Origin of the sequence: Bacteroides ndongoniae (assembly GCF_900108345.1) — a bacterium.
Classification (GTDB): domain Bacteria; phylum Bacteroidota; class Bacteroidia; order Bacteroidales; family Bacteroidaceae; genus Bacteroides; species Bacteroides ndongoniae.
In genome coordinates this window covers 1,127,666-1,150,274 of sequence record NZ_FNVV01000013.1, presented here as the reverse complement: position 1 = coordinate 1,150,274, position 22,609 = coordinate 1,127,666, and the positions used below count along the sequence as shown (strand labels likewise).

General features: G+C 46.3%; 15 protein-coding genes and 2 pseudogenes. 2 read left to right on the top strand and 15 right to left on the bottom strand.

The genetic code is table 11. The annotated features are described in order from the left end of the window. Window positions 1–14: 14 nt before the first annotated feature. The 10 genes and pseudogenes from BQ5591_RS09240 to BQ5591_RS09200 all read right to left on the bottom strand — a co-directional run bounded on the left by BQ5591_RS09240 (window position 15) and on the right by BQ5591_RS09200 (window position 14,780). Window positions 15–4,181, bottom strand: a complete 4,167-nt coding sequence (locus BQ5591_RS09240) for a two-component regulator propeller domain-containing protein (protein ID WP_071149089.1) — start codon at window positions 4,179–4,181, stop codon at window positions 15–17. Between the two features lie 29 nt (window positions 4,182–4,210). Continuing rightward, window positions 4,211–5,632, bottom strand: a complete 1,422-nt coding sequence (hydG, locus tag BQ5591_RS09235) for a [FeFe] hydrogenase H-cluster radical SAM maturase HydG (RefSeq protein ID WP_071149088.1) — start codon at window positions 5,630–5,632, stop codon at window positions 4,211–4,213. Between the two features lie 30 nt (window positions 5,633–5,662). Then, window positions 5,663–6,697: a [FeFe] hydrogenase H-cluster radical SAM maturase HydE gene (hydE, locus tag BQ5591_RS09230; RefSeq protein ID WP_071149405.1), complete on the bottom strand. Its 1,035-nt coding sequence runs from the start codon at window positions 6,695–6,697 to the stop codon at window positions 5,663–5,665. A 22-nt stretch (window positions 6,698–6,719) separates the two neighbouring features. After that, window positions 6,720–8,192 (bottom strand): monomeric [FeFe] hydrogenase, encoded by a 1,473-nt coding sequence (locus BQ5591_RS09225; RefSeq protein ID WP_071149087.1) that lies wholly within the window; start codon window positions 8,190–8,192, stop codon window positions 6,720–6,722. Between the two features lie 351 nt (window positions 8,193–8,543). After that, window positions 8,544–9,647, bottom strand: a complete 1,104-nt coding sequence (gene gcvT / locus BQ5591_RS09220) for a glycine cleavage system aminomethyltransferase GcvT (protein ID WP_022163115.1) — start codon at window positions 9,645–9,647, stop codon at window positions 8,544–8,546. 30 nt (window positions 9,648–9,677) lie between these two features. Further along, on the bottom strand, window positions 9,678–10,898 hold the full coding sequence (gene pepT, locus BQ5591_RS09215; RefSeq protein ID WP_071149086.1) for a peptidase T: 1,221 nt from the start codon (window positions 10,896–10,898) through the stop codon (window positions 9,678–9,680). A gap of 110 nt (window positions 10,899–11,008) precedes the next feature. Next, window positions 11,009–12,418 carry an amidophosphoribosyltransferase gene (locus tag BQ5591_RS09210; protein ID WP_071149085.1) on the bottom strand — a complete coding sequence of 470 codons (1,410 nt, stop codon included), beginning with the start codon at window positions 12,416–12,418 and terminating at the stop codon, window positions 11,009–11,011. Between the two features lie 15 nt (window positions 12,419–12,433). Then, window positions 12,434–13,882, bottom strand: a pseudogene (locus BQ5591_RS09205) (protein-disulfide reductase DsbD family protein); the annotation flags it as partial. Window positions 13,883–13,989: 107 nt separating this feature from the next. Continuing rightward, window positions 13,990–14,452 (bottom strand): annotated as a pseudogene (locus tag BQ5591_RS22160) (protein-disulfide reductase DsbD domain-containing protein); the annotation flags it as partial. Between the two features lie 25 nt (window positions 14,453–14,477). Continuing rightward, complete coding sequence (locus BQ5591_RS09200; RefSeq protein WP_022163119.1) at window positions 14,478–14,780, bottom strand: Dabb family protein; 303 nt, start codon at window positions 14,778–14,780, stop codon at window positions 14,478–14,480. A 102-nt stretch (window positions 14,781–14,882) separates the two neighbouring features. On the opposite strand from BQ5591_RS09200, the gene udk reads away from it, so the two are divergent. Then, window positions 14,883–15,494 (top strand): uridine kinase, encoded by a 612-nt coding sequence (gene udk / locus BQ5591_RS09195; protein WP_071149083.1) that lies wholly within the window; start codon window positions 14,883–14,885, stop codon window positions 15,492–15,494. Window positions 15,495–15,512: 18 nt separating this feature from the next. Next, a complete protein-coding gene (locus BQ5591_RS09190; RefSeq protein WP_083380913.1) occupies window positions 15,513–16,913 on the top strand; it encodes an MltF family protein in 1,401 nt (466 codons plus the stop codon). A gap of 138 nt (window positions 16,914–17,051) precedes the next feature. On the opposite strand, the gene metH is transcribed toward BQ5591_RS09190, so the two are convergent. The 5 genes from metH to BQ5591_RS09165 all read right to left on the bottom strand — a co-directional run bounded on the left by metH (window position 17,052) and on the right by BQ5591_RS09165 (window position 22,511). Beyond that, complete coding sequence (metH, locus tag BQ5591_RS09185) at window positions 17,052–19,820, bottom strand: methionine synthase (RefSeq protein ID WP_071149082.1); 2,769 nt, start codon at window positions 19,818–19,820, stop codon at window positions 17,052–17,054. 113 nt (window positions 19,821–19,933) lie between these two features. After that, the gene (smpB, locus tag BQ5591_RS09180) at window positions 19,934–20,386 is read right to left on the bottom strand and encodes an SsrA-binding protein (RefSeq protein WP_022163123.1); all 453 of its coding nucleotides are present in this window, start codon (window positions 20,384–20,386) and stop codon (window positions 19,934–19,936) included. Between the two features lie 40 nt (window positions 20,387–20,426). Then, on the bottom strand, window positions 20,427–21,002 hold the full coding sequence (locus BQ5591_RS09175) for a Yip1 family protein (RefSeq protein WP_071149081.1): 576 nt from the start codon (window positions 21,000–21,002) through the stop codon (window positions 20,427–20,429). Beyond that, on the bottom strand, window positions 21,003–21,794 hold the full coding sequence (locus tag BQ5591_RS09170) for a hypothetical protein (protein WP_071149080.1): 792 nt from the start codon (window positions 21,792–21,794) through the stop codon (window positions 21,003–21,005). A gap of 213 nt (window positions 21,795–22,007) precedes the next feature. Continuing rightward, window positions 22,008–22,511, bottom strand: coding sequence for a DMP19 family protein (locus BQ5591_RS09165; RefSeq protein ID WP_022163126.1), 504 nt, complete (start codon window positions 22,509–22,511; stop codon window positions 22,008–22,010). Between the last annotated feature and the right edge of the window lie 98 nt (window positions 22,512–22,609).

Sequence of the window (22,609 nt, the reverse complement as noted above, 5' to 3'; positions counted from 1 at the left end):
CAATCCGACAAAGGCTATTTCTTCAGTAAGCTACTAGGCAAATAACCAAAGAATTCCTTAAAACACTTCGTAAAATACTTGGGGTCGTTGAAGCCCACGGCATAAGCAATTTCGGAAACATTGAAATCGCCCGTACTTTCCTGAATCATTTTCTGTGCTATGTTCAGACGGTAACCTTTCATAAACTGACCGATAGGTTGTCCCGTCAGTGCCTGCATTTTTTTGTTGACCATCGTTTTACTGTACCCCATGTCACGTACAAAGTTGTCGAGCACATATTCCGAATCGCCATAGTTTTTCTGCATCAGCTCCAATGCCCGCGCAATGAAGACCTGATCCCGGGATTCTTCCTTCATGGGAAGGTCGTCCACATTGCTGCTGGCCGAAAACATCTTTTTATATTTCTGACGCAAATTCAGGATATTGCGAATACGCAGTAACAACATATCGGCATCGAAAGGCTTGCATAAATACTCGTCTACCCCAATCTTATAACTTTCTTTTTCCTGAGCTTCCGAACGAATGGCAGTCAGCATCAGGAAGGGAATGTGCGAAGTTGCCAGATTTTCCTTTATACGACGCGACAGTTCTAAACCATCCATCACCGGCATCATCAGGTCACTGACAATCAGATCGACGTTATGATGCTGTATGGTTTCAAGAGCTTCCTGCCCGTTTTCTGCTTCGAGCAGGCAATACTCTCTTTCGAGCAACGTACGAATATAGGAACGCATGTCCTTGTTATCTTCTACAATCAGAATAGTTGCTTTCTTCTGACCTCCCGTTAAGTTTTCCCCATCCAGAATCTTTGTTTCTTCCAATACCTTTTTATCATCAGCCAATTCTAGTTCTTCGCTTGGGACAAAAGGCATCAAGATGCGAAAAGAAGCTCCCTTACTATGATTATTGCGTGCATGGATAGTACCTTCATGCAATTCTACGATTTTCCGACACAAAAACAATCCGATACCCGTACCGCTTTGCCCGTACACCGGATACTTGACACTTTTCTTTGACTGAAAGAAACGGTCGAAGATCTTTTCCATATCTTCTTCAACAATACCATGCCCCGTATCGCAAACATCAATATAAAGCATTGGGGTACTATCCTTTCCACGTACAGACGCAACAAATACGTCAATGCGCCCCCGATCGGGCGTAAACTTAATGGCATTCGAAATGAGATTCACCAGCGCTTTACGCATGTAAGCGGCATCGAGCAACACCCACGGAGTACTGACCCGTGAGAAAAAGCGGATCTCAATCTGCCGCTCTTTGGCAAATACCTTAAAAGGCAATAATAACTCGGACAAAAGAGCAACGAACTGACAAGGCTTCCTGTCCAATGTAACTTTGTCCATATCCAGTTTCCTGAAGTCCATCAGTTCGTTGACCAACGAAAGCAAATAACTGGAATTGCGCTCAGCAATCTGCAAATCTGCCTTCACATGTTCGTCGGTCACTTCTTTCAACGCATGCTCAATCGGTCCGTGAATCAACGTAACGGGAGTACGGAATTCATGGGTAATATTGGTAAAAAAGGCAATTTTCTCTTCTGTTACATCTTTCACGTGTTGTGCCATCTCCTCCAGCTGTCTGTTCTGAACAGCTAATTTCTGAGTACGCTCCTCAACCTTCTGTTCCAGTTCAATCCGTTGTTCGCGGAAGCGGCGTGTCTTACGTCGATAAAACCACCAGGCACCCAATACTGCCAGAATCAGAATCGAAAGGTAGAACCATACTGTCTTATAGAAATAAGGTATAATACGCACCTGCACTTCCCGAACATATTCAGACCAATGTCCGTACTCATCGGTAGCACGCACCTGCAATATATAATTTCCGGCAGGCAAAGCTGTATATCTGACCATACAATCTCCCGGCAATGTTTCATTCCATTCTTTTTCATAGCCTTTCAAACGATAAGCAAAACGAATCCGCCGGTTATTGCCATAATTGCATGTTGTCAATCCAATTGAAAAACGACTTTCACTTTCGTGCAAAGTAATTTTAGAAGCTTTCGTAACAGGCTCTTCCAAATAATTGCCGTCCAACGGATAAACCACATTTCCGGCCACAGTCAGCGATGATAAACGCACTTCGGGAATGCCTGATGGTAACAGTTCATTTTCGGAATGAATAATAAGCAGTCTGCTGGTTGTTGCCAGATATAACAAATCGTTTCGCGACGAATAATAGATACCATTCCAATAGAACTGTGCAGTTGGCAAACCGTCGGACTGTGTATAGCTGATAAAAGTCATCGAATATGGATTGACTTTTGTCAGGCCCTCATATGTTACAATCCATAAATTGCCTTGTCCGTCTTCAGTCATCCCTAATACTGTATTGTTGGGAAGTCCGTGCTGCGTTGTATAGTTTTTAAAACTGAAACGTCCATTTTTGTCATCTGACAACTTATAAAGTCCGCTACCATTCCCTCCCAACCAGATATTGCCTTCATGGTCCTCCAGAATACTGTTTATCTTTTCAATCTTTCCCGATTCGGGATCATCCAGCTTATAACGCAGGTATGTATAATCGAAGCGTTTACGCGATTTGGCAAACGAAAACAAATCTATAATAAACACTCCCTGTGAAGAACCAACCCACAAACGTTTTTTCTTGTCTATCAGAAGTGCGTGAATTGATTCGAATTCGTTTGTAACCCTATCCAACAACACTCTACTAAAAGAATTTGTTTCACGATCGTAAAACAATACTCCACGAGTGGAACCAAACCAGATTCCCCGATTGATGGTATCCTCGCAAGCACTACTGATAAAATCGCCTTTCAACGTAGAAAATTCCTCACGGGTATATCGCTTGAATTTCCTTTCATCCGGTTTGTTCAGATCGAGGTCGTTGATACCAACTCCCCACGTATAAATCCACAAATGATTGTCTGCGGTTGTAAACAGACCGTTAATTGTATTATTACTGATCGAGGTCATATCACCCGGAGAGAACAAATATCGTTTATACGAATTGGTTACCGGATTCCATTCTACCAATCCTCTCTCTACCAGCCCAATCCATAAATTACCCGAAGCATCCTCGGTTATGGCATTAGCCGCCGCATGTTCACCTTCCTTGCCCAATAAAGGGCATGCCCACATTTCTGTCTGCAATCGTTTAGGTGAAAGCAGGTTAATGCCACCAGTCTCCGTACCTAACCAAATGGTTTCTCCAGAAGTAAATATACAATTGATGCCATTACAGTTAATGCCAGATCCATTTTGAGTATTACCTTGACGAATGAAAGAGAAAGTATCTGTATCACGATGGTATACATTCAATCCGTTCAGTGTGGAAACAATCAGATATCCCAATTCTGTCAGTTTGATATCCGTGATATAAGCCTGACTCAACATGCCGGGACGGTGCGTAGAGTAACGGTATCTTTTCAGACTTTTGGTAAAATGATTGTATTTGAACAGTCCGCGATTGGAGCCAATCCAAAGAAAGTCCCCATCCATCAGTAAACAGGATATGCGCCAGTCTTCACTGAAAGGTACCAGTTCATCGGACAAAGGAACTGCCTTTAAAAGATGGTTACCTGCCTTTTCTATTATACAAATCTCATTGTCAATGCCAGCACAAACAAAATCCCCCATATCCACCACAGCATGAATGGGTGAAGTGGCTTTTGACCTCAGTACATGATATTCACACACTTGCCCGTTAGCATCCAGACGAAGATGCCACAAATCATTGTTACATGCTATCCACAAATCATCTTTCTTGTCTTTGTAAATAGTATGAATAAAGCTATTTTGCAAACGATGAAGGATGGTATCAGAAGGAAAAGGAAGCCGGACGGAAGCGTATGTATTCAAGTTTATCAAATCGAGACCTCCTTCCGTGGCAATCCACAAACGCTTGAATTTGTCTTCACATAGGTGATGTACAAATCCGTTTTTCAAACGAATAGGATGTGTCTGGGAATTATAATTCAGAAACTGATAACCATCATAACGCGCAAGCCCGTTGTAAGTAGCAGCCCAAATATAGCCGTCAGAGTCCTGAATAATGTCTGTCACAACACTATAAGGAAGTCCAAAACGTTCGGTTATGAAATGAAAGTTGTACCGGTTGAAGAAGCGGTCTGATTCGTTGGAATAGGCAGAGCATACCCAACTTAAACAGACTAATACAACCAGCAACTTCAATCGTCTCATAACCAAGCTACTTTTTCAAATCCAACCTTTCAGAAACGGAAATCCCGCTCTCCTTTTACAATCTGTTCCAAATATTCGGAAGCTCGGGTTCGTATGGCTGCATTCGGAACATGCTGCATCTCTTGCCTGATCATCTGCCTACCCAACTCACGGGTTTCTTCCGACGCATAATCCTCCAGATATTCCTGCAAGGTTATCAAGGCATTGGGCAAACAGCAATTGGCTATCTGACCGCTTTTTACCAGCGACATGAACCGGTCACCCGTACGTCCGGCACGGTAACAAGCCGTACAGAAGCTCGGAATGTAGCCCAGACGAAGCAACCAGTTGACTACTTCGTCCAGCGTCCGGGTATCGCTTACATCGAACTGAGCGGAATTCTCTTCCGGCAATTCGGGCGCAGCATAACCGCCCACACTGGTACGCGAACCGCCGCTAATCTGTGAAATACCAATATCGAGCACTTTCTCGCGTGACTTCTGCGACTCTCGTGTCGAAATAATCATCCCTGTATAAGGCACACTGACGCGAATCACAGCTACAATCTTCTGGAAAGTCTCGTCGGAAATGGCATTCTCGAAGGTGCTGGCATCAATGTCGTCGGCTGAGCAGATACGGGGAACGCTGATGGTATGAGGACCTACGCCAAACGCTGCTTCCAAGTGTTCGGCATGCATTAGCAAACCTACAAAATCGTAACGATATGTATTCAGTCCGAAAAGCACTCCCAAGCCTACATCATCGATACCGGCCTGCATGGCACGGTCCATGGCTTCCGTGTGATAGGCATAATTGCTCTTCGGTCCACGCGGATGAAGTTTCTCATAATTTTCCTTATGATAAGTCTCCTGGAAAAGAATATAGGTACCGATGCCTGCCTCTTTCAGCTTGCGATAGTTTTCGACAGTTGTAGCGGCAATGTTCACATTCACCCGGCGGATAGCTCCGTTTTTGTGATGAATACTGTAAATGGTCTGTATCGACTCCAGGATATATTCTATCGGATTGTGCAAAGGATCTTCGCCGGCTTCGAGTGCCAGACGCTTGTGCCCCATGTCTTGCAAGGCTATCACTTCGCGGCGTATTTCCTCCTGCGTGAGTTTCTTGCGGGCAATAGTCTTGTTCTTTACATGATAAGGACAATAAACACAGCTGTTGACACAATAATTGGAAAGGTAGAGCGGGGCAAACATCACAATACGGTTGCCGTAGAAACGCTGCTTGATTTCCTTGGCCAGACGGAAAAGTTCTTCCGTCAGATCCGGCAGGTCGCATTCGAGCAACACTGCCGCTTCGCGATGCGAAAGCCCGCGACACTCGCGTGCCTTCTCTATCAGCGAACTGATCAGTACACGGTCGTCCTTATGCTGACGGGCGTACTCCAGTGTATCAAGTATTTCTTCGTGATTGATGAACTCTGTCGCTATAGACGATTGGGGATTATAAGCCATTATCTTGATCCTTTCTTATCTTATTCTTTATTAAACATAATCTCCTCTTCCATAATCGATGCGGTAGCCGATGCGATCCAATTCTTTCTGAAGAGCTTGCAAACCTTCTGCTGACTCGGCTCCCAAAGCAGCCTTATCGTTGTAAAGTTCGTACTTTTGCCGCACAGACAGCGGAGACAGATTGGGCATCACGACATTGGCACCTGCCAATATGCCACGGTTCCGCCCTTCGGGCGACAAAGTTGCCAGAGCGGTAGTAGCCGGAATCAGTGCACGTGGATGCATCAACCGCAGAATGGACAACAGGCGCAGCGTCAGTTCTACACTTCCAGCCTTCTCAAGGGCAAAAGGAGTAGCATGATGAGGAATGAAAGGCCCGATACCAATCATCTGCGGAGCCAGTTCGCGAATGAAAAGCAAATCGGCTACAATGTCATCAACTGTCTGCCCGGGACTTCCTACCATGATGCCTGTTCCTGTCTGATAACCAATATCTTTCAGGTCGTGCAGACAGCGCAACCGGTTGTCGCGGGACATTTCAGCGGGATGCAGCTGACAGTAATGGGCAGCATTATACGTCTCGTGCCTGAGCAGATAGCGATTGGCACCTGCCTGGAAGAAGCGCTCGTATGCCTCGCGCGACTTTTCACCCAGCGAAAGCGTGATGGCACAGTCAGGATAAAAGGCACGGATAGCCGAAACGACATCCACAACAAAATCATCCGTTTGCCGCGGGTCTTCTCCACCCTGCAACACAAAGGTACGAAATCCCAGTGAATAACCATGACGACAACACTCTAAAATATCGTCCTTCCCCAGCCGATAGCGCACCACATCAGGATTGCCTTTCCGGATGCCACAATAATAGCAGTTATCACGACAGTAATTGCTGACTTCAATCAGTCCCCGTACGTAAACCGATGTACCGAAACGACTTTGTGCTACCCGACGGGCACACTCCTGCAGATATGTGGAAGCATTGCCGTCCGGCATCACCAACAAACTGCGTAAAGCTTCGGAGGACAGTGCCTCACCGCCCTCCAGACGCTCTACGTATTCCTTCAGCCGATTCTGTGAAGTCATCGTATCATTCTCCGTCTCTGTTTTCGTATGACTCGCGACGCTTCAGCAGTTCCTGATTGAGCTGGCGGCGTCCGGCCATAAAGTCGTTGTGGGCACTCGGACCCGAAATACAGCCACCCTCGCAAGCCATCACTTCGATGAAACGTCCCTGCACCTTGCCTGTCTTGGCAGCAGCACGCAGCAATCCGATGTTCTTCTTGTTCAGGTCGGCTACCTGTATCATAGGAATACCTTCGGCCTCCTTGCCTAAATAAGCTTTAATAGCTCCTGCTACACCTCCTGCCTGTGCGAAACCGTGTGCCTCGCGTACAGAAGTATAGCTTACGGCGTATGCCGGAGTCTGCTTCAGGTCAATGTGGAATCCTTCGAATACGGAAGCGATTTCCTCGAATGTCATTACGTAGTCTACGCACTCATCGCGACGTGCCTCCTTGCGTTTGGCCACACACGGGCCGATAAACACAACTTTTGCCTCGGGATAACGCTGCTTGGCGATACGGGCAGCATAGTACATGGGCGAACCGGTAGTAGAAACATATTTCTTCAGCTCGGGCACATGCTTTTCGACCATTTCTATATATGACGGACAGCAGGACGTTGTCATAAACGCCTGTCCTTCTTCCAATTTTTCTTTCAACTCGGCAGCCTCGTGACTCACAGTATCCATGGCTCCCTGCGCAACTTCAATCACATCGGCAAAGCCTACCTTGCGTAATGCTCCGTACACTTCCTCGATGGTGGAATTGAACTGTCCCAAAACAGACGGAGCCGGAATGGCTACAACCTGTTCGCCTTCGCTGATAGCTTGCAGAATGTCGAACACCTGCGAAACCTCGAATATGGCACCAAAAGGACATGCGTTCAGACATTTACCGCAATAGATACATTTCGATTCGTCGATGTGCTCTACATTGTCCTCGTTCTTGCTGATAGCCTTTACCGGACAAGCTTCTTCGCAAGGCACAGGAATATAGACAATAGCATGATAAGGACAGTTCTGGTGACACTTACCGCAACTGATACACGTATCGTGGTCGATCATAGCCTGGCCGTTCTTCTTGAAACGGATGGCATCCTTCGGACAGTTCATGTAGCAACTGCGGGCCACGCATCCCCGGCAAAGGTTGGTCACTTCGTAGTTCACCTGCACACACGAAGAACAAGCCTCATCGATCACACACAGAATATTCTCCTTCAACTCACGACGCTTCTCCAAAGCCTGACGGGCATACTCGGAAAGCGGAGTCAGTTCGTCTTTCTCGTCTGTCATGTCAAAACCCAGCAAGGGGAACATCTTATACTTGTACACAGCACGTTCCTTGTGGATACAGCAACGTCCCAACGGACGCGCACGACGAGGACTCAGTTCGATAGGCAGACGGTCAATTTCCTCGATTAAACGATTCTGATTCCAAAGATCAACAAGTTTCGCCAATAGTTTGTGGCGAACAATCATAACATTATTGGTGAAAGCCATAAATATTGAATGTAGTGAATGAATTAGAATTAGGGGCGCAAAGATAAGAATTATAGGTTTTTTAACCAAATTTCATAGTACATTTGTGCATCGCTATCTGCATACAAACCTGACGGGCGAATCATACCTGCATGAGGCGTGAGCCACACTTGTGTTGCTCGCGAGCCATGCAAGTGTTGCTCACGAGCCGTGCAAGTGTCGCTCGCGAGCAACACAAGTGTCTCTCAACTGACATAAAATTATACTGAATTACAGCTATTTATAAAAACGAAAATATCCTGCCGAGAACAGTCTGATTACTGCCCCGACAGGATATGCTTATTTTATCCGTCGTTCTTCAGAGAAACAATCTTATTTACGGAAAGGCGGACGTACCACTACAGCCTTCAGCTTCCGGCCACGCATGTCGATACAGATCTCCGTACCCGGCTTGCTGTATTCCGGCTTCACATAGCCCATACCGATACCGATCTTACGGGTTGGCGACATGGTGCCCGAAGTAACCGTACCGATTTCCTCGCCTTCGGCACTGAACAGGCCATAACCATGACGGGGAATACCACGGTCCACCATCTCGAAGCCGACCAGTTTGCGCACTGTACCTTCCTGCTTCTGGCGCTCCAGCATGGCACGGTTGACGAAATTCTTTCCATCGACAAACTTCGTTATCCAACCCAAACCTGCCTCAATAGGCGAAGTCGTGTCGTCCAGGTCATTGCCATACAGGCAGAATCCCATTTCCAGACGCAGTGTATCGCGTGCACCCAGACCGATTGGTTTGATTCCGAATTCGGCTCCTGCCTCGAAAACTGCATCCCAGATCTTCATGGCATCCTCCGGATAGAAATACAACTCGAAACCACCTGCACCCGTATAACCGGTATTGGAAATGATGACATCCTTCACACCGGCAAACTCACCGTGAGTGAAATGATAATAAGGTATGGCCGAAAGGTCGATCGAAGTCAGTTTCTGCAAAGCAAGAATGGCCTTCGGACCCTGTACAGCCAACTGAGCCATACGGTCGGAAGCGTTCTCCAACTCAGCTCCTTCGGTATTATGGCTTACACACCAGTTCCAGTCTTTTTCGATGTTGGAAGCATTTACTACCAACAGATACTTCTCGGGTTCGTACTGGTAGACAAGCAAGTCGTCGACAATACCACCATCCTCATTGGGGAAGCAACTGTATTGCACTTTACCCGGGGCATCGGCCGTAACGGGAGTCAAAGCAGCTACGTTGTTCGACGTTATTTTCTGCAAGAAAGCAAGTGCTTGAGGGCCTTTCACCCAAAATTCTCCCATGTGGGAAACATCGAATACGCCTACACCCTGGCATACAGTAAGATGTTCGTCGATAATGCCAGAATATTCTATCGGCATGTTGTATCCCGCAAACTCGTGCATCTTGGCACCCAGCGAGATATGTTTTTCGGTAAATGGAGTTGTTTTCATGATATTCTTAAAAAGTTTAGTGTCAGATTCTTATTTTGCCACGATTTCCGCAATTTTCACAATGACATTCATTGCCTTCTCCATGCTTTGAATAGGAACGAACTCGAAACGTCCGTGGAAGTTCAGTCCGCCGGCGAAGATATTCGGGCAAGGCAATCCCTTGAACGAAAGCTGTGCTCCGTCCGTACCACCACGGATGGCTTTCACGTGAGGTTCTACCCCTGCAGCCTTCATTGCCTCGAAAGCAATATCGATGACGTGCATCACAGGCTCAATCTTCTCGCGCATGTTGTAATATTGGTCATGCAATTCCAAAGCTGCAGTTCCCTCACCGTATTCGGCATTGATAAATGCAGTCAGACGTTCCATGCGCTGCTTGCGCTGCTCGAAACGAGCACGGTCGTGGTCGCGGATGATGTAAGACACGGTAGTCTGCTCTACTTCGCCGTTCATACCAATCAGATGGTAGAATCCTTCATATCCCTCGGTATGTTCGGGCGTTTCGTTTTCGGGAAGCAAAGAAATGAAACGGTTGGCCACATGAAGCGAGTTCAGCATCTTGTTCTTGGCATAACCCGGATGTACATTGCGTCCTTTAAAAACTATTTTGGCCGAAGCAGCGTTGAAGTTCTCGAACTCCAGCTCGCCCACTTCACCTCCGTCCATCGTATAAGCCCAGTCGCAACCGAACTTCTCTACATCGAACTTATGAGCTCCCAATCCGATCTCCTCGTCAGGATTGAACCCGATACGTATCTTACCATGCTTGATTTCGGGATGCTGCTGCAAATAGACAACAGCCGAAACAATCTCGGCAATACCAGCCTTATCATCGGCCCCCAACAGCGTTTTGCCATCGGTCACAATCAGGTCTTCTCCCTTGTGATCGAGCAGTTCGGGAAAGCGCGAAGGAGAAAGCACAATGTTTTCTTCGGTACAAAGCACGATGTCCGTTCCGTCATAATTGGTCACCGTACGCGGCTTCACGTCTTTTCCACTCATGTCGGGGCTGGTGTCCATGTGGGCAATGAAGCCTACCACAGGCAACTCCTTGTCGACATTGGCCGGCAGCGTAGCAAACAGATAGCCGTTCTCGTCCAATGAGATTTCTTCCAACCCTAAAGATTCCAGTTCACTCTTCAAATACTCGGCAAACGTCATCTGCCCCGGAGTACTTGGTGTAAGTCCCGTCTCCTCACTTGACTGGGTATCGAAACTTACATACTTTAAAAAACGCTCTACTAAAGACATATGATTAACGGATAATATTAGTTTGTAAGTTCTTGAGTTTATGAGTTGAATTATAACTATTAACTTGCCAACTTAAAAACTCAAGAACTTAACCATGAATAATGCTACATTTAGAAACAGCTGCTCCCATCAAAACAGTGTGTACACAGCTTACATTTGGGCAAACCAATAGATTCGACCAGTGTTTCCAGCGTATTGAACTTCAATGAAGTCAGCCCAAAACGTTCGCGGATAATCTCGACCATCTTTTCGTATTCAGGCGAACCGGTAGTGGCGTACTTATCGAGGTTCTTGTTCTCATCGCCTTCCAACTCCTTAATAATACGACGTGTAATCAATTCCAACGGGCTCTTGGAAGCCGTGAATCCGACAAACGGGCAAGCATAAATCAGCGGCGGACAAGCAATACGAATATGTACCTCTTTCGCACCACAATCATACAGAATCTTTACATTGTCGCGCAACTGGGTACCACGAACAATCGAATCGTCACAGAACAACAAACGTTTTCCCTGCAACATGGCACGGTTGGGTATCAGTTTCATCTTAGCCACCAGATTACGCATTTCCTGCTTACTGGGAGTAAAGCTGCGCGGCCACGTCGGTGTATACTTGGATATAGCACGATGATAAGGTACTCCCTTACCTTCGGCATATCCCAAAGCCATACCTACACCCGAATCGGGAATACCGCAGGCACAATCCACCTCGGATGTATCGGTCTGTCCCATCTTCAATCCGCTGGTAAAACGTGCTTCTTCTACATTAATACCTTCGTAGCAGGAAGTAGGGAAGCCGTAATATACCCACAAGAAAGAACAAATCTGCATTTTATCTTCAGGCTTACGCAACTGTTCCACACCATCGGCACGAAGACGGACAATCTCTCCCGGTCCTAAATAACGGTCAATCTCATAATCCAGATTGGGGAAACTGCTTGACTCACTGGTCGCTGCATAAGCTCCTTCTTTTCGTCCTATAACGATAGGAGTACGTCCCCATTTGTCACGGGCAGCAATAATGCCATCTTCGGTAAGCAACAGCATAGAGCATGACCCTTTAATATGCTTGTAAACATTCTCAATGCCTTCCACAAAGTTCCGGCCTTGAATGATCAGCAAAGCCACAAGTTCAGTCTGATTGGTCTGCCCCGAACTCAACTCGGCAAAATGCATATTATGGCTTAGCAGTTCAGCTTCCAGTTCGGCCAAATTGGCAATCTTAGCTACCGTAACAATGGCAAAACGTCCCAAATGGGAATTCAATATGATGGGCTGCGGATCGGTATCGCTAATAATTCCAATACCTGAATTTCCTTTAAACTTGTCCAGTTCGTCTTCAAACTTCGTCCGGAAATAAGTACTCTCCAGATTGTGAATAGAGCGTGCAAATGTTTTCTGTTCCGAATCAAACGTAGCCATACCGCCACGCTTTGTGCCAAGATGCGAATTGTAATCGGTTCCGTAAAACAAATCAGCCACACAACTTGCCTTGGCAACTGTCCCAAAAAATCCTCCCATAAATTCTCTTTATTTTTATTGTTTCACTATTTTATAATTCTCCAATCCCGTCTGCAGGAATTCTACGTACTTAGGTATATCCTCATCGTAAGAGTACGACTTGTTCAACGGCTTACCTTCGTTGTCAATCAGCACATAGAATGGCTGGGCATTGGCACCGAACTTCACACGTTGCAGATAGCTCCACTTATCACCCACCGTACGCAATGTACGTTCCGTACCGTTCTCGACAATCTTTTGCGGCTGAGGAAGCGGGGTCTTATCGTCTACATATAATGTGATAAGTACATAGTCGTTACGGATAATATCACTGACTTTCTGGTCGGTCCATACAGCCAGCTCCATCTTACGGCAGTTGACACATCCATAACCGGTAAAGTCAAGCATGACAGGTTTACCCTGGCGACGTGCATATTCCATACCCAAATCGTAATCCATGAACTGGGCATGTACTTCGTTATTATAAAGATTAAAGTCTTGAGTCTTCATCGGCGGTGCAAAGGCACTGACAGCCTTCAGCGGAGCACCCCACAAACCGGGAACCATATAAACCGCAAAGGCCAGTGAAGCCAGAGCCATAAAGAAACGGGGCACACTGACTTTGGTATCGTCGTCATCGTGCGGGAATTTGATCTTTCCCAACAGATAGAAACCCAATAAAGCAAAAAGAACAATCCACAAAGCCAGGAAAGTTTCACGATCCAAAATGCGCCATCCGTATGCCAAATCGGCTACAGAAAGGAATTTCAGCGCGAAAGCCAGTTCGAGGAAACCCAACGTCACTTTAATGACGTTCATCCAGCCACCCGATTTAGGCATCGACTTCAGCCATGACGGGAACAGGGCAAACAGCGTAAACGGCAATGCCAATGCAATGGCAAAGCCCAACATACCGATAGCAGGAGCTATCACACTGCCCGTCGTAGATACCTGTACCAGCAAAAAGCCGATGATAGGACCCGTACACGAAAAAGATACCAGCGACAAGGTGAAAGCCATCAGGAAAATACTCAGCAATCCTGTAGTCTTTTCAGCTTTACTGTCGACAGCATTGCTCCATTTGGAAGGAAGCGTAATTTCAAACGCTCCGAAGAAAGAAGCAGCAAACACAACCAACATCAGACAGAAGAATATGTTGAATATTGCATTTGTAGAAAGAGCATTCAACGCATTGGCTCCGAAAATACCGGTAATAATCAGTCCTAACGCTACATAGATCACTACGATGGAAGCACCATACGTCCATGCATCACGAATACCCTTCTTCTTATCTTTGCTACGTTTCAGGAAGAAACTTACCGTCATGGGAATGATAGGCCATACACAAGGAGTGAACAAAGCAAGCAATCCTCCTACGAAACCCGTAATAAATATATATACCCACGACATATCTTCCTGAGCAGAAGATGTTTCGCCCATTGCCTTCAACTCATCAATCACCGGCTTCCAAAGATCTACAGTACCCTCTGTCACCTTTTCAACAGGATCAACTGGAACTGCTTCTTCCGTTACGAGTTCCTCGGTGGCCTGTGCCTGTTCCGTTGCAGCTGTATCCGTTTTCTCGGCAACGGAAGCTTTTCCGGCAGCCTTTCCAGAAAAATTAAAAGGCACTTGCGTAGGCGGAAGACAATTCTCGTCGTTGCAAGCACCATACTCCAGGAAACCTTCTATCTGATAGTTACCTCCGGTCAGCTTCAATTTCTGCACAAACTGAGCTGTATGCTCAAAATAACGCACTTTCATTTCGAACATCTGGTCATAAGCTGATACTTCCTTACCTACAGGTTTCAGTTTACCAACCAATGATGCCCCGGATAGTTTCTCGGTGTTGAATGTGGCAGAAATGGGGCCACCGTCACCTAACTCGGTAGAATACACATGCCAGCCGTTGTCGATAGTGGCCGAAAAAACAATCTCAACCTCATCGGCCGAAACATTCTTTAATTCAGTCTTAAACTTTACCGGTTCCTGAATCTGCGCCTGGGTCATCACGGCTAGAAGCAGCAGCAGAACCGAAAACAAACTTTTCTTCATCAGTTATTTCAATAATTACAAGGGTTTATCCAATTTCATAATCAACACAAGCACGGCTTTCCTTGACATGGGCAATCAGCTTGCCAGCAGCCACATGATCGGGGTGCGAAGCATAATACTTCACGTCGTCCAATGTATCGAACTCACTGTACAAAGCTATGTTCCACTCTTCCGAAGGGTTCATATTCAATCCAACTTCAATCTTCCGAATCACCGATATTTTGGCAGGAAGTGCTTCGATAGCCTTTTTAAAATTGTTCATTGCCTCTAACTTTTCGGCAGTCGGAGCCTCCTTTTTCAACTTAAATAATACTATGTGCTTGACCATAACTTTGTTATTTTAATGTTTTTACGTATATTTGTCAGCCGAAGCAGTTGTTTTCAGCAACTGCAAAAATACTTGTTTTGTTTCAAATATACATGTAAACGGATGTTAATAATAGGAATTGCAGGCGGAACCGGGTCAGGAAAGACCACCGTCGTACGTAAAATCATCGAGAGTCTGCCAGCCGGCGAAGTTGTTCTACTCCCTCAGGACTCATATTATAAGGACAGTAGTCATGTACCCGTCGAAGAACGACAGAATATCAACTTCGACCATCCCGACGCTTTCGATTGGGCACTACTTTCCAAGCACGTAGCCTTGCTGCGCGAAGGAAAAAGCATCGAACAGCCCACTTATTCTTACCTGACCTGTACACGCCAGCCGGAAACCATCCACATTGAACCACGCCACGTCATCATCATCGAAGGTATTCTGGCTCTATGCGACAAGAAATTGCGCAATATGATGGACTTAAAGATTTTCGTTGATGCCGACCCCGATGAACGGCTCATCCGTGTCATCCAGCGCGATGTCGTAGAAAGAGGACGTACAGCCGAAGCTGTCATGGAACGCTATACACGCGTCCTGAAACCTATGCACCAACAGTTTATCGAACCTTGCAAGCGCTATGCCGACCTCATTGTGCCTGAAGGAGGAAGCAATCAGGTAGCCATCGACATTCTGACAATGTACATCAAAAAACACTTGAATCACTAATCTGTAACAAGAAAAAAGATGGGGAAACGACACCTGCTATTTCCGGCCGGCTTGTGCCTGTCGCTCCTGATATTTATATTATTCGGAAGTTGCCGTGGAAAACAAGGTTCGTCCGAAGCCGAAGCAGACTTTGACGAACTACAACAGATCAAAGATAGTGGCGAACTGGTAGTACTCACACTATACAGTTCGACCTCTTACTTCAACTACCGCGGACAAGAAATGGGCTTCCAATATGAATTGGGCGAACAGTTTGCCAAAAGTCTGGGTGTCAAACTAAAAGTGAAAGTAGCCAGAAATGTGCACGACCTCATCCACAAATTACTGGCAGGCGAAGGCGACCTGATAGCCTACAACCTGCCTATCACCAAAGAATGGAAAGACAGTGTGACCTATTGCGGTGAAGAAATCATCACCCATCAGGTCGTTGTTCAGCATAATAACGGGAAAGAACGTCCGTTGAAAGATGTTACGGAACTGATAGGTAAAGACATATACGTCAAACCCGGCAAACATTACGAGCGTTTGGTCAATTTGGATAAAGAACTGGGCGGAGGTATACATATCCACAAGGTAAGCAGCGACAGCATTACAATGGAAGATCTTATCACTCAGGTTTCACAAGGCAAAATCTCCTATACGATTGCCGACAACGACGTAGCACGCCTCAACCGAACCTATTACCCCAATCTGAATATCCAACTCTCTATTAGCTTTGACCAGCGTGCCTCTTGGGCTGTACGGAAAAGCTCTGTGCAACTAGCCGAAGCCGCCAACCGATGGCACAAAGAGAACATGACATCACCAGCCTACACGGTCAGCATGAAGCGATATTTCGAGCACAGCAAATCTGTGCCCCACTCTCCCATCCTGTCGTTACGTGAAGGGAAAATATCCCATTACGATCATCTGTTCAAAAAATATGCACCCCAGATAAACTGGGACTGGCGACTGCTTGCTTCCCTTGCTTACACCGAGTCCAACTTCGACAGTACTGCCGTATCGTGGGCAGGCGCCAAGGGCCTGATGCAGCTGATGCCTGCCACAGCACGCGCCATGGGAGTCCCGCCGGGCAAAGAACAAAATCCGGAAGAAAGTATCAAAGCCGCAGTAAAATACATCGCGTCCACCGCCCAGAGTTTTGCAGCTGTTCCCGAAGAAGAACAAACCAAATTTGTACTTGCAGCTTACAACTCCGGTATCGGACACGTACTCGACGCGATGGCTTTGGCCGAAAAATACGGAAAGAACAAATACATTTGGCAAAACAATGTAGAAAACTACATCTTACTGAAAAGCGACGAAGAATACTTTACCGACCCTGTCTGCAAAAACGGCTATTTCCGAGGAATCGAAACGTATAACTTTGTTCGCGAAGTGACCTCACGATACGAACAATACAAAAAGAAAATAAAGTAAAAACGTTTCCTTAAAAAACTCAAATGTTGCCTACCTTCTGATAGATGGTAGACAACATTCGGCATAAAAAAGGTAAGAAAAACCTCAAATACAAATTAATTTTGTTATCGCGCCACAATTAAAAAACGGAATCGCAGCTTAAAACAGTTTCAGCCTGTTGGCACGCGCCTCTTCCAGTGAAACGGTTTTCACCTGCTGCTCTCCACTTTTTTCACGCAACTGGCGGTAAGTTTCGTCCAGCTCGGCCTGCAACTCACGTCTGGCATTTGCATTCATCAGACGGGCAGCCACTGTTGCATTCTGCGAAGCATCTTTCAAATAGATCACCGGAGCATGGTAGACCGGCGCAATCTTCAAAGCGGTATGCAGTTGCGAAGTAGTAGCACCACCAATCATCAGTGGAATATCAAGACCTGCTTTCTCCAGTTCCGCAGCCACATGAGCCATCTCTTCCAAAGAAGGAGTTATCAGACCACTCAGACCAATCATGTCCACTTTCTCTTCAACGGCACGTTGCACAATGACTTCGGCAGGTACCATAACCCCAAGGTCTACAATCTCGTAACCGTTACAAGCCATAACTACCGAAACGATATTCTTTCCGATGTCGTGCACATCACCTTTCACCGTAGCAAGCAGCACTTTTCCTGCTGAAGCTGCTCCGGCCTGCTTCTCCGACTCGATAACAGGTTGCAGAATAGCAACAGCCTTCTTCATGGTGCGAGCTGTCTTCACCACCTGAGGCAGAAACATCTTACCAGCTCCAAACAGATCGCCTACATGATTCATACCTGCCATCAGCGGACCTTCAATAATATCTACAGCCTTGGGATATTTCTGCAAGGCTTCTGCCAAGTCTTCTTCCAGATAATCGCCTATTCCTTTAGTCAGAGCATATTTCAACCGCTCTTCTACCGTAGTACCTTCCCTCCACGATTGCTGCGAACGAGTTACAGCCTGCACAACTCCATCTGCTGCAGCTGCTTTAGCTGCATCAGCCTCGGCCTTCAGACGTTCGGCCGTCTCAATCAGCCGCTCGGCAGCATCAGGCCGACGATTCAGCACCACGTCCTCAATACGCTCCAGTATATCGGCCGGAATGTCGGTATAGAGCACAGAAGTAGCCGGATTGACAATACCCATATCCATCCCCTCGCGAATGGCATGATACAGGAACACAGCATGCATCGCCTCGCGGATATAATTGTTTCCCCGAAACGAGAAAGAAAGATTGCTGACTCCACCACTGACGTGGGCGCCAGGTAAATTCTTTCGTATCCATCCTGCTGCACGGATAAAGTCGACCGCATAATTATTATGTTCCTCCATTCCCGTAGCCACAGCCAACACATTGGGATCGAAAATAATGTCGTGCGGATCGAACCCTGCTTTATCAACCAGCAAACGGTAAGCCCGCTCGCACACAGCCGTTTTCCGTTCGAACGTATCAGCCTGCCCCTGCTCGTCGAAAGCCATGACTACCACAGCAGCTCCGTAACGACGAATGATACGGGCATGCTCCAGAAACTTCTCTTCACCCTCTTTTAAAGAGATGGAATTTACAATCGATTTGCCTTGAAGGCACTTTAAACCAGCCAGAATCACTTCCCACTTGGAGGAATCTATCATTACTGGCACACGGGCAATATCAGGTTCGGAAGCAATCAGATTCAGAAAGACCGTCATTTCGTGTGCAGCATCAAGAAGACCGTCGTCCATATTGATGTCGATCACCTGCGCCCCATCTTCCACCTGCCGACGGGCTATGCTGAGGGCTTCCTCATATTTCTTTTCGTTTATCAGTCGCAGAAACTTGCGTGAGCCTGCCACGTTGCAACGCTCGCCCACATTGACGAAATTATTTTCAGGCTTTACTTCGAGCAATTCCAAGCCCGAGAGCCATAAATGCTGCGGACGGCGAGCGGGCACATGAGGCCGCGCGCCGGATGCCAGTTCGGCAAAACGGGCGATATAAGCATCAGTCGTACCGCAACAGCCGCCTACAATATTCACCAGTCCTTCGTCAATGTATTCCTGTATCTCACGGGCCATGTCATCGGGCGACTGATCGTACTTACCCAAGCTGTTGGGCAGTCCCGCATTGGGATAAGCACTAATATAATAAGGTGCACGTGCAGCAAGCTGCTCCAAAAAAGGTTTCAGCTGACGCGCTCCAAACGAACAGTTCAAACCTACTGAGAATATATCGGCATGCTGCACCGAAGCTAGAAAAGCATCCAGCGTCTGACCGGACAGCGTACGTCCGCCCGTGTCGGAAACAGTGACGGAAAGCATCAGCGGCACAAATATTCCGGTTGCCTCCATCGACTGCCGGGCTGCAAAAAGAGCAGCTTTAGCATTCAGTGTATCGAAAATGGTCTCAATCAGCAAAGCATCCACACCGCTCTCTAACAAAGCTGTCATCTGCTCCGTGTATGCCTCAGCCAGCTCGTCGAACGTCAGCGAACGGAAAGCCGGATTGTTCACATCAGGACTCATCGAGCAAGTCTTGTTGGTAGGCCCTACCGACCCAGCTACGAAACGAGGCTTGTCGGGAGTCAGTGCAGTAAATTCATCAGCCAGTGTACGTGCCAGTTTCACTGCCGCACGATTGATTTCATCAACCAGATGCTGCGTGTGATAATCGGCCATACTGATGCGGGTAGAATTAAAGGTATTGGTTTCGATGATATCGGCACCGGCTGCCAAATATTTACGATGAATATCCTGTATCACGTCGGGGCGCGTCAGGCACAACAAGTCGTTGTTGCCTTTCATCAGTCCAGGAAGGTCTGCAAAACGTTCTCCCCGAAAATCTTCCTCTGTTAAGTTGTATTGTTGTATCATGGTGCCCATGGCGCCATCCAGAATCAGGATACGCCTGTTCACCAACTCTTGTAAAGTCATGGTTCTTGAGTTTTTAAATTTCTGAGTTTTTGAGTTGACAAGTTAACAAGTTGGCAAGTTAACGAGACTACGGGAGCTTGTAGGTGTAGCCTTCTCCACTCGCCAACTGAACTCTATCGTTTAAACATACGCGCCATGTCGCGCTTGTCATCTTTTTCGCGGAGCGATTCACGCTTGTCGTACTGTTTCTTACCTTTAGCCAAAGCTACCACGACTTTGGCCAACCCTTTCTCGTTTATAAACATACGTACAGGAATGATAGTGAAACCAGGATCCTTCGAACCACGTTGCAACTTGTCCAATTCCTTACGATTGAGCAACAGTTTCCGCTCCCTGCGTGCCGAATGGTTGTTGTACGAGCCATAAAAATACTCGGCTATATGCATGTTCTTTACCCACAGTTCGCCGTTAGAGAAGTAACAGAAAGTATCCACCAAGCTGGCCTTTCCCAGCCGGATCGACTTTATCTCAGTGCCCGTCAGCACGATACCTGCCGTATAGGTATCTATCAGCTCGTAGTCGAACGTAGCACGTTTGTTCTTGATATTTACAGGAGCTTGTTTCATTTTCAACAATGAATAATGAGAGATGATGAATAATAACAGATCAGTTCAGCAACAATGTCAGCTTGTTGAACAATAACTGAATGACTGCCGGACAAACAATCAGCAGTATCGACGAAATCACCGTGAAACGCAGACGATCTTTCTCTTCTACTTCCATCAGGCTGCGACTGCCTTCCCACACCACATACACAATGTAGAACTGCAATAACATAGCGATGATATTGAAGTCGGGCAATACACCAATAATGATCTGAAGCAGGAAAGGTACAACCATGGCGTATCCTGCAAACTGACGCGCCAGGTTAATATCATCGTCCTGCATAAACAAGCGGACACGCAAAGCGTTGATAAGATAAGCTGCCAGGAAATAGCCGCCAAACAACGACACAGCCACAGCGCAACATTGCGTCATGGCATACTGAAAACTCTCCGGACCACTCCACCCCTTCAGCAGCAACGAACCGATGAAGACGGAGAGACCGCATAAACCAATCATAGGATAGACAAAGGCGGTAAACACCGTTCGTCTATCCTCTTCCAAACGAATTTCCTCCCAGGCACGGGCCGGGGAGGAAATCAGTAAAAGTGCGGTATGAAATAAACTTTTGTAGTTCAATTAGTCAAAATTATATTTAGAACAATCTATTTCGAATCTCGCTTCTTGCGCTCCTTCCATATTGTCGGAAGAAGAATTGCATTTACCTATCATAATGATCTTCGACATTTTCTGGCCTGCGCTTTCAATGGCTGCGACACCTGCTTGAATATTCAGCTCGTACATCACAACATTGTTCACGGTACGGCTAACTACCTCACCGGCCTCATCCGTCACATTGTGATTAACATACAGATAAAGCACTGTAGGTTCCGCAGGTTTTACCTCATAAGTTACTGTAAACTGATGTTTAGCCAATTCTTCTTCATAAGCATCATCATCGGCTACAACGGCACGCCAGAACAAAGCCGGATAAATCATAGTAGTCTTATCATAAAGCATCGGACATAAAGTAGTTGGCCACCCTGCATAGTTATATGTATATTCAAAAGCATATAACGCAGCATTTGAGACACTAGAACCAGATTCAGGGCTTGTATAAAGTCTGTCCAGACGAACCGGATCAGACAACAATGTTATTGTAATTTCTTTAGCCCCTTCAGGTACTTCATCACGATTATATTGAAAGTTTAGATTATACAAACCCTCTGTGAGTGTCAACATCACAGACTGGTCAGTCGGTATTAAACGAACTCCATCCATTGTTGTAAACGAAGCACCATAATAACCACCATCGTAACGAACGAACATTGAAGTTGATACAATCGGGTTGTCATCATCATTAAAACAAGAAGTCAACGAAATGCCCATCAACAGCGTAAGGGCAAGCGCAAAAAATTTTAGTTGTTTCATTTCTTTTTATAAATAATTTGGTTTGCAAAATTAGATAAAAGAATGGAGTTACACACGACTCTCCTCATTTTTTCATTGTTTTTAAGGTTAAATGAAAGATTAAGTAAAATACTGCATGAAGCGGCCACATATTAACAAATATTCAGAAACTTCAGTTTCCACTCCCTTTCTATTTCTGTTTCTCACATCACCAATCGAAACCTTGGAATCTACCTATACAATTGTGGCAAACAGTTCCAGATGCTCGTCGACATAAGCCGCCACCTGAGCCGTAAATTCCTCCTCACGCTCCAAAAATTCATCTTCCAATTCATCGAAAGCCTCATAGTCCTCGTACATGGCCATAAATTCGTCGTCGGTACGTTCGCGCTCCAGGTCTTCACGATGGGCATCGTAGATTTTCTTCGCAGCATACACCATCTTGCTCAGGTCACCCAGCCCCCAAAGCCTCATCACCTTGGCAAAGGGATTCACAAAAATGTACCCGCCATAACCGTTCTGTATCAGCTGACAGAAACCTCCCTCCATCAACTCATCACGGAAAATCTGATAGGCCAGCAACGTATGCTGTTCGCCGGTAAGCAAAGGCATCGTTTCAGCTGTAAGCTCACCTCCGGTCACCTTGCGATAGGCATCGGTAAACACTTGGATAAATGCATCCATTCCTTCGGCCGCAGCCTGACGCAAAGCTGCATCGGTCACTTCAATTCTTTCCATCCTTATTATATTATAGTTTAACTCAAGTTTTGCCAACCTATTCCCATCTACAGAAGAAAATATCCCCAACCCGTGCACAACCGTAAGAGGACACCCAA

What these genes read in the sequence shown, in the direction of transcription:
- BQ5591_RS09240 (WP_071149089.1), bottom strand. Translation starts at nt 4,181, where the DNA reads ATGAGACGATTGAAGTTGCTGGTTGTATTAGTCTGTTTAAGTTGGGTA.
- hydG (WP_071149088.1), bottom strand. Translation starts at nt 5,632, where the DNA reads ATGGCTTATAATCCCCAATCGTCTATAGCGACAGAGTTCATCAATCAC.
- BQ5591_RS09225 (WP_071149087.1), bottom strand. Translation starts at nt 8,192, where the DNA reads ATGGCTTTCACCAATAATGTTATGATTGTTCGCCACAAACTATTGGCG.
- gcvT (WP_022163115.1), bottom strand. Translation starts at nt 9,647, where the DNA reads ATGAAAACAACTCCATTTACCGAAAAACATATCTCGCTGGGTGCCAAG.
- pepT (WP_071149086.1), bottom strand. Translation starts at nt 10,898, where the DNA reads ATGTCTTTAGTAGAGCGTTTTTTAAAGTATGTAAGTTTCGATACCCAG.
- BQ5591_RS09210 (WP_071149085.1), bottom strand. Translation starts at nt 12,418, where the DNA reads ATGGGAGGATTTTTTGGGACAGTTGCCAAGGCAAGTTGTGTGGCTGAT.
- BQ5591_RS09200 (WP_022163119.1), bottom strand. Translation starts at nt 14,780, where the DNA reads ATGGTCAAGCACATAGTATTATTTAAGTTGAAAAAGGAGGCTCCGACT.
- udk (WP_071149083.1), top strand. Translation starts at nt 14,883, where the DNA reads ATGTTAATAATAGGAATTGCAGGCGGAACCGGGTCAGGAAAGACCACC.
- BQ5591_RS09190 (WP_083380913.1), top strand. Translation starts at nt 15,513, where the DNA reads ATGGGGAAACGACACCTGCTATTTCCGGCCGGCTTGTGCCTGTCGCTC.
- metH (WP_071149082.1), bottom strand. Translation starts at nt 19,820, where the DNA reads ATGACTTTACAAGAGTTGGTGAACAGGCGTATCCTGATTCTGGATGGC.
- smpB (WP_022163123.1), bottom strand. Translation starts at nt 20,386, where the DNA reads ATGAAACAAGCTCCTGTAAATATCAAGAACAAACGTGCTACGTTCGAC.
- BQ5591_RS09170 (WP_071149080.1), bottom strand. Translation starts at nt 21,794, where the DNA reads ATGAAACAACTAAAATTTTTTGCGCTTGCCCTTACGCTGTTGATGGGC.
- BQ5591_RS09165 (WP_022163126.1), bottom strand. Translation starts at nt 22,511, where the DNA reads ATGGAAAGAATTGAAGTGACCGATGCAGCTTTGCGTCAGGCTGCGGCC.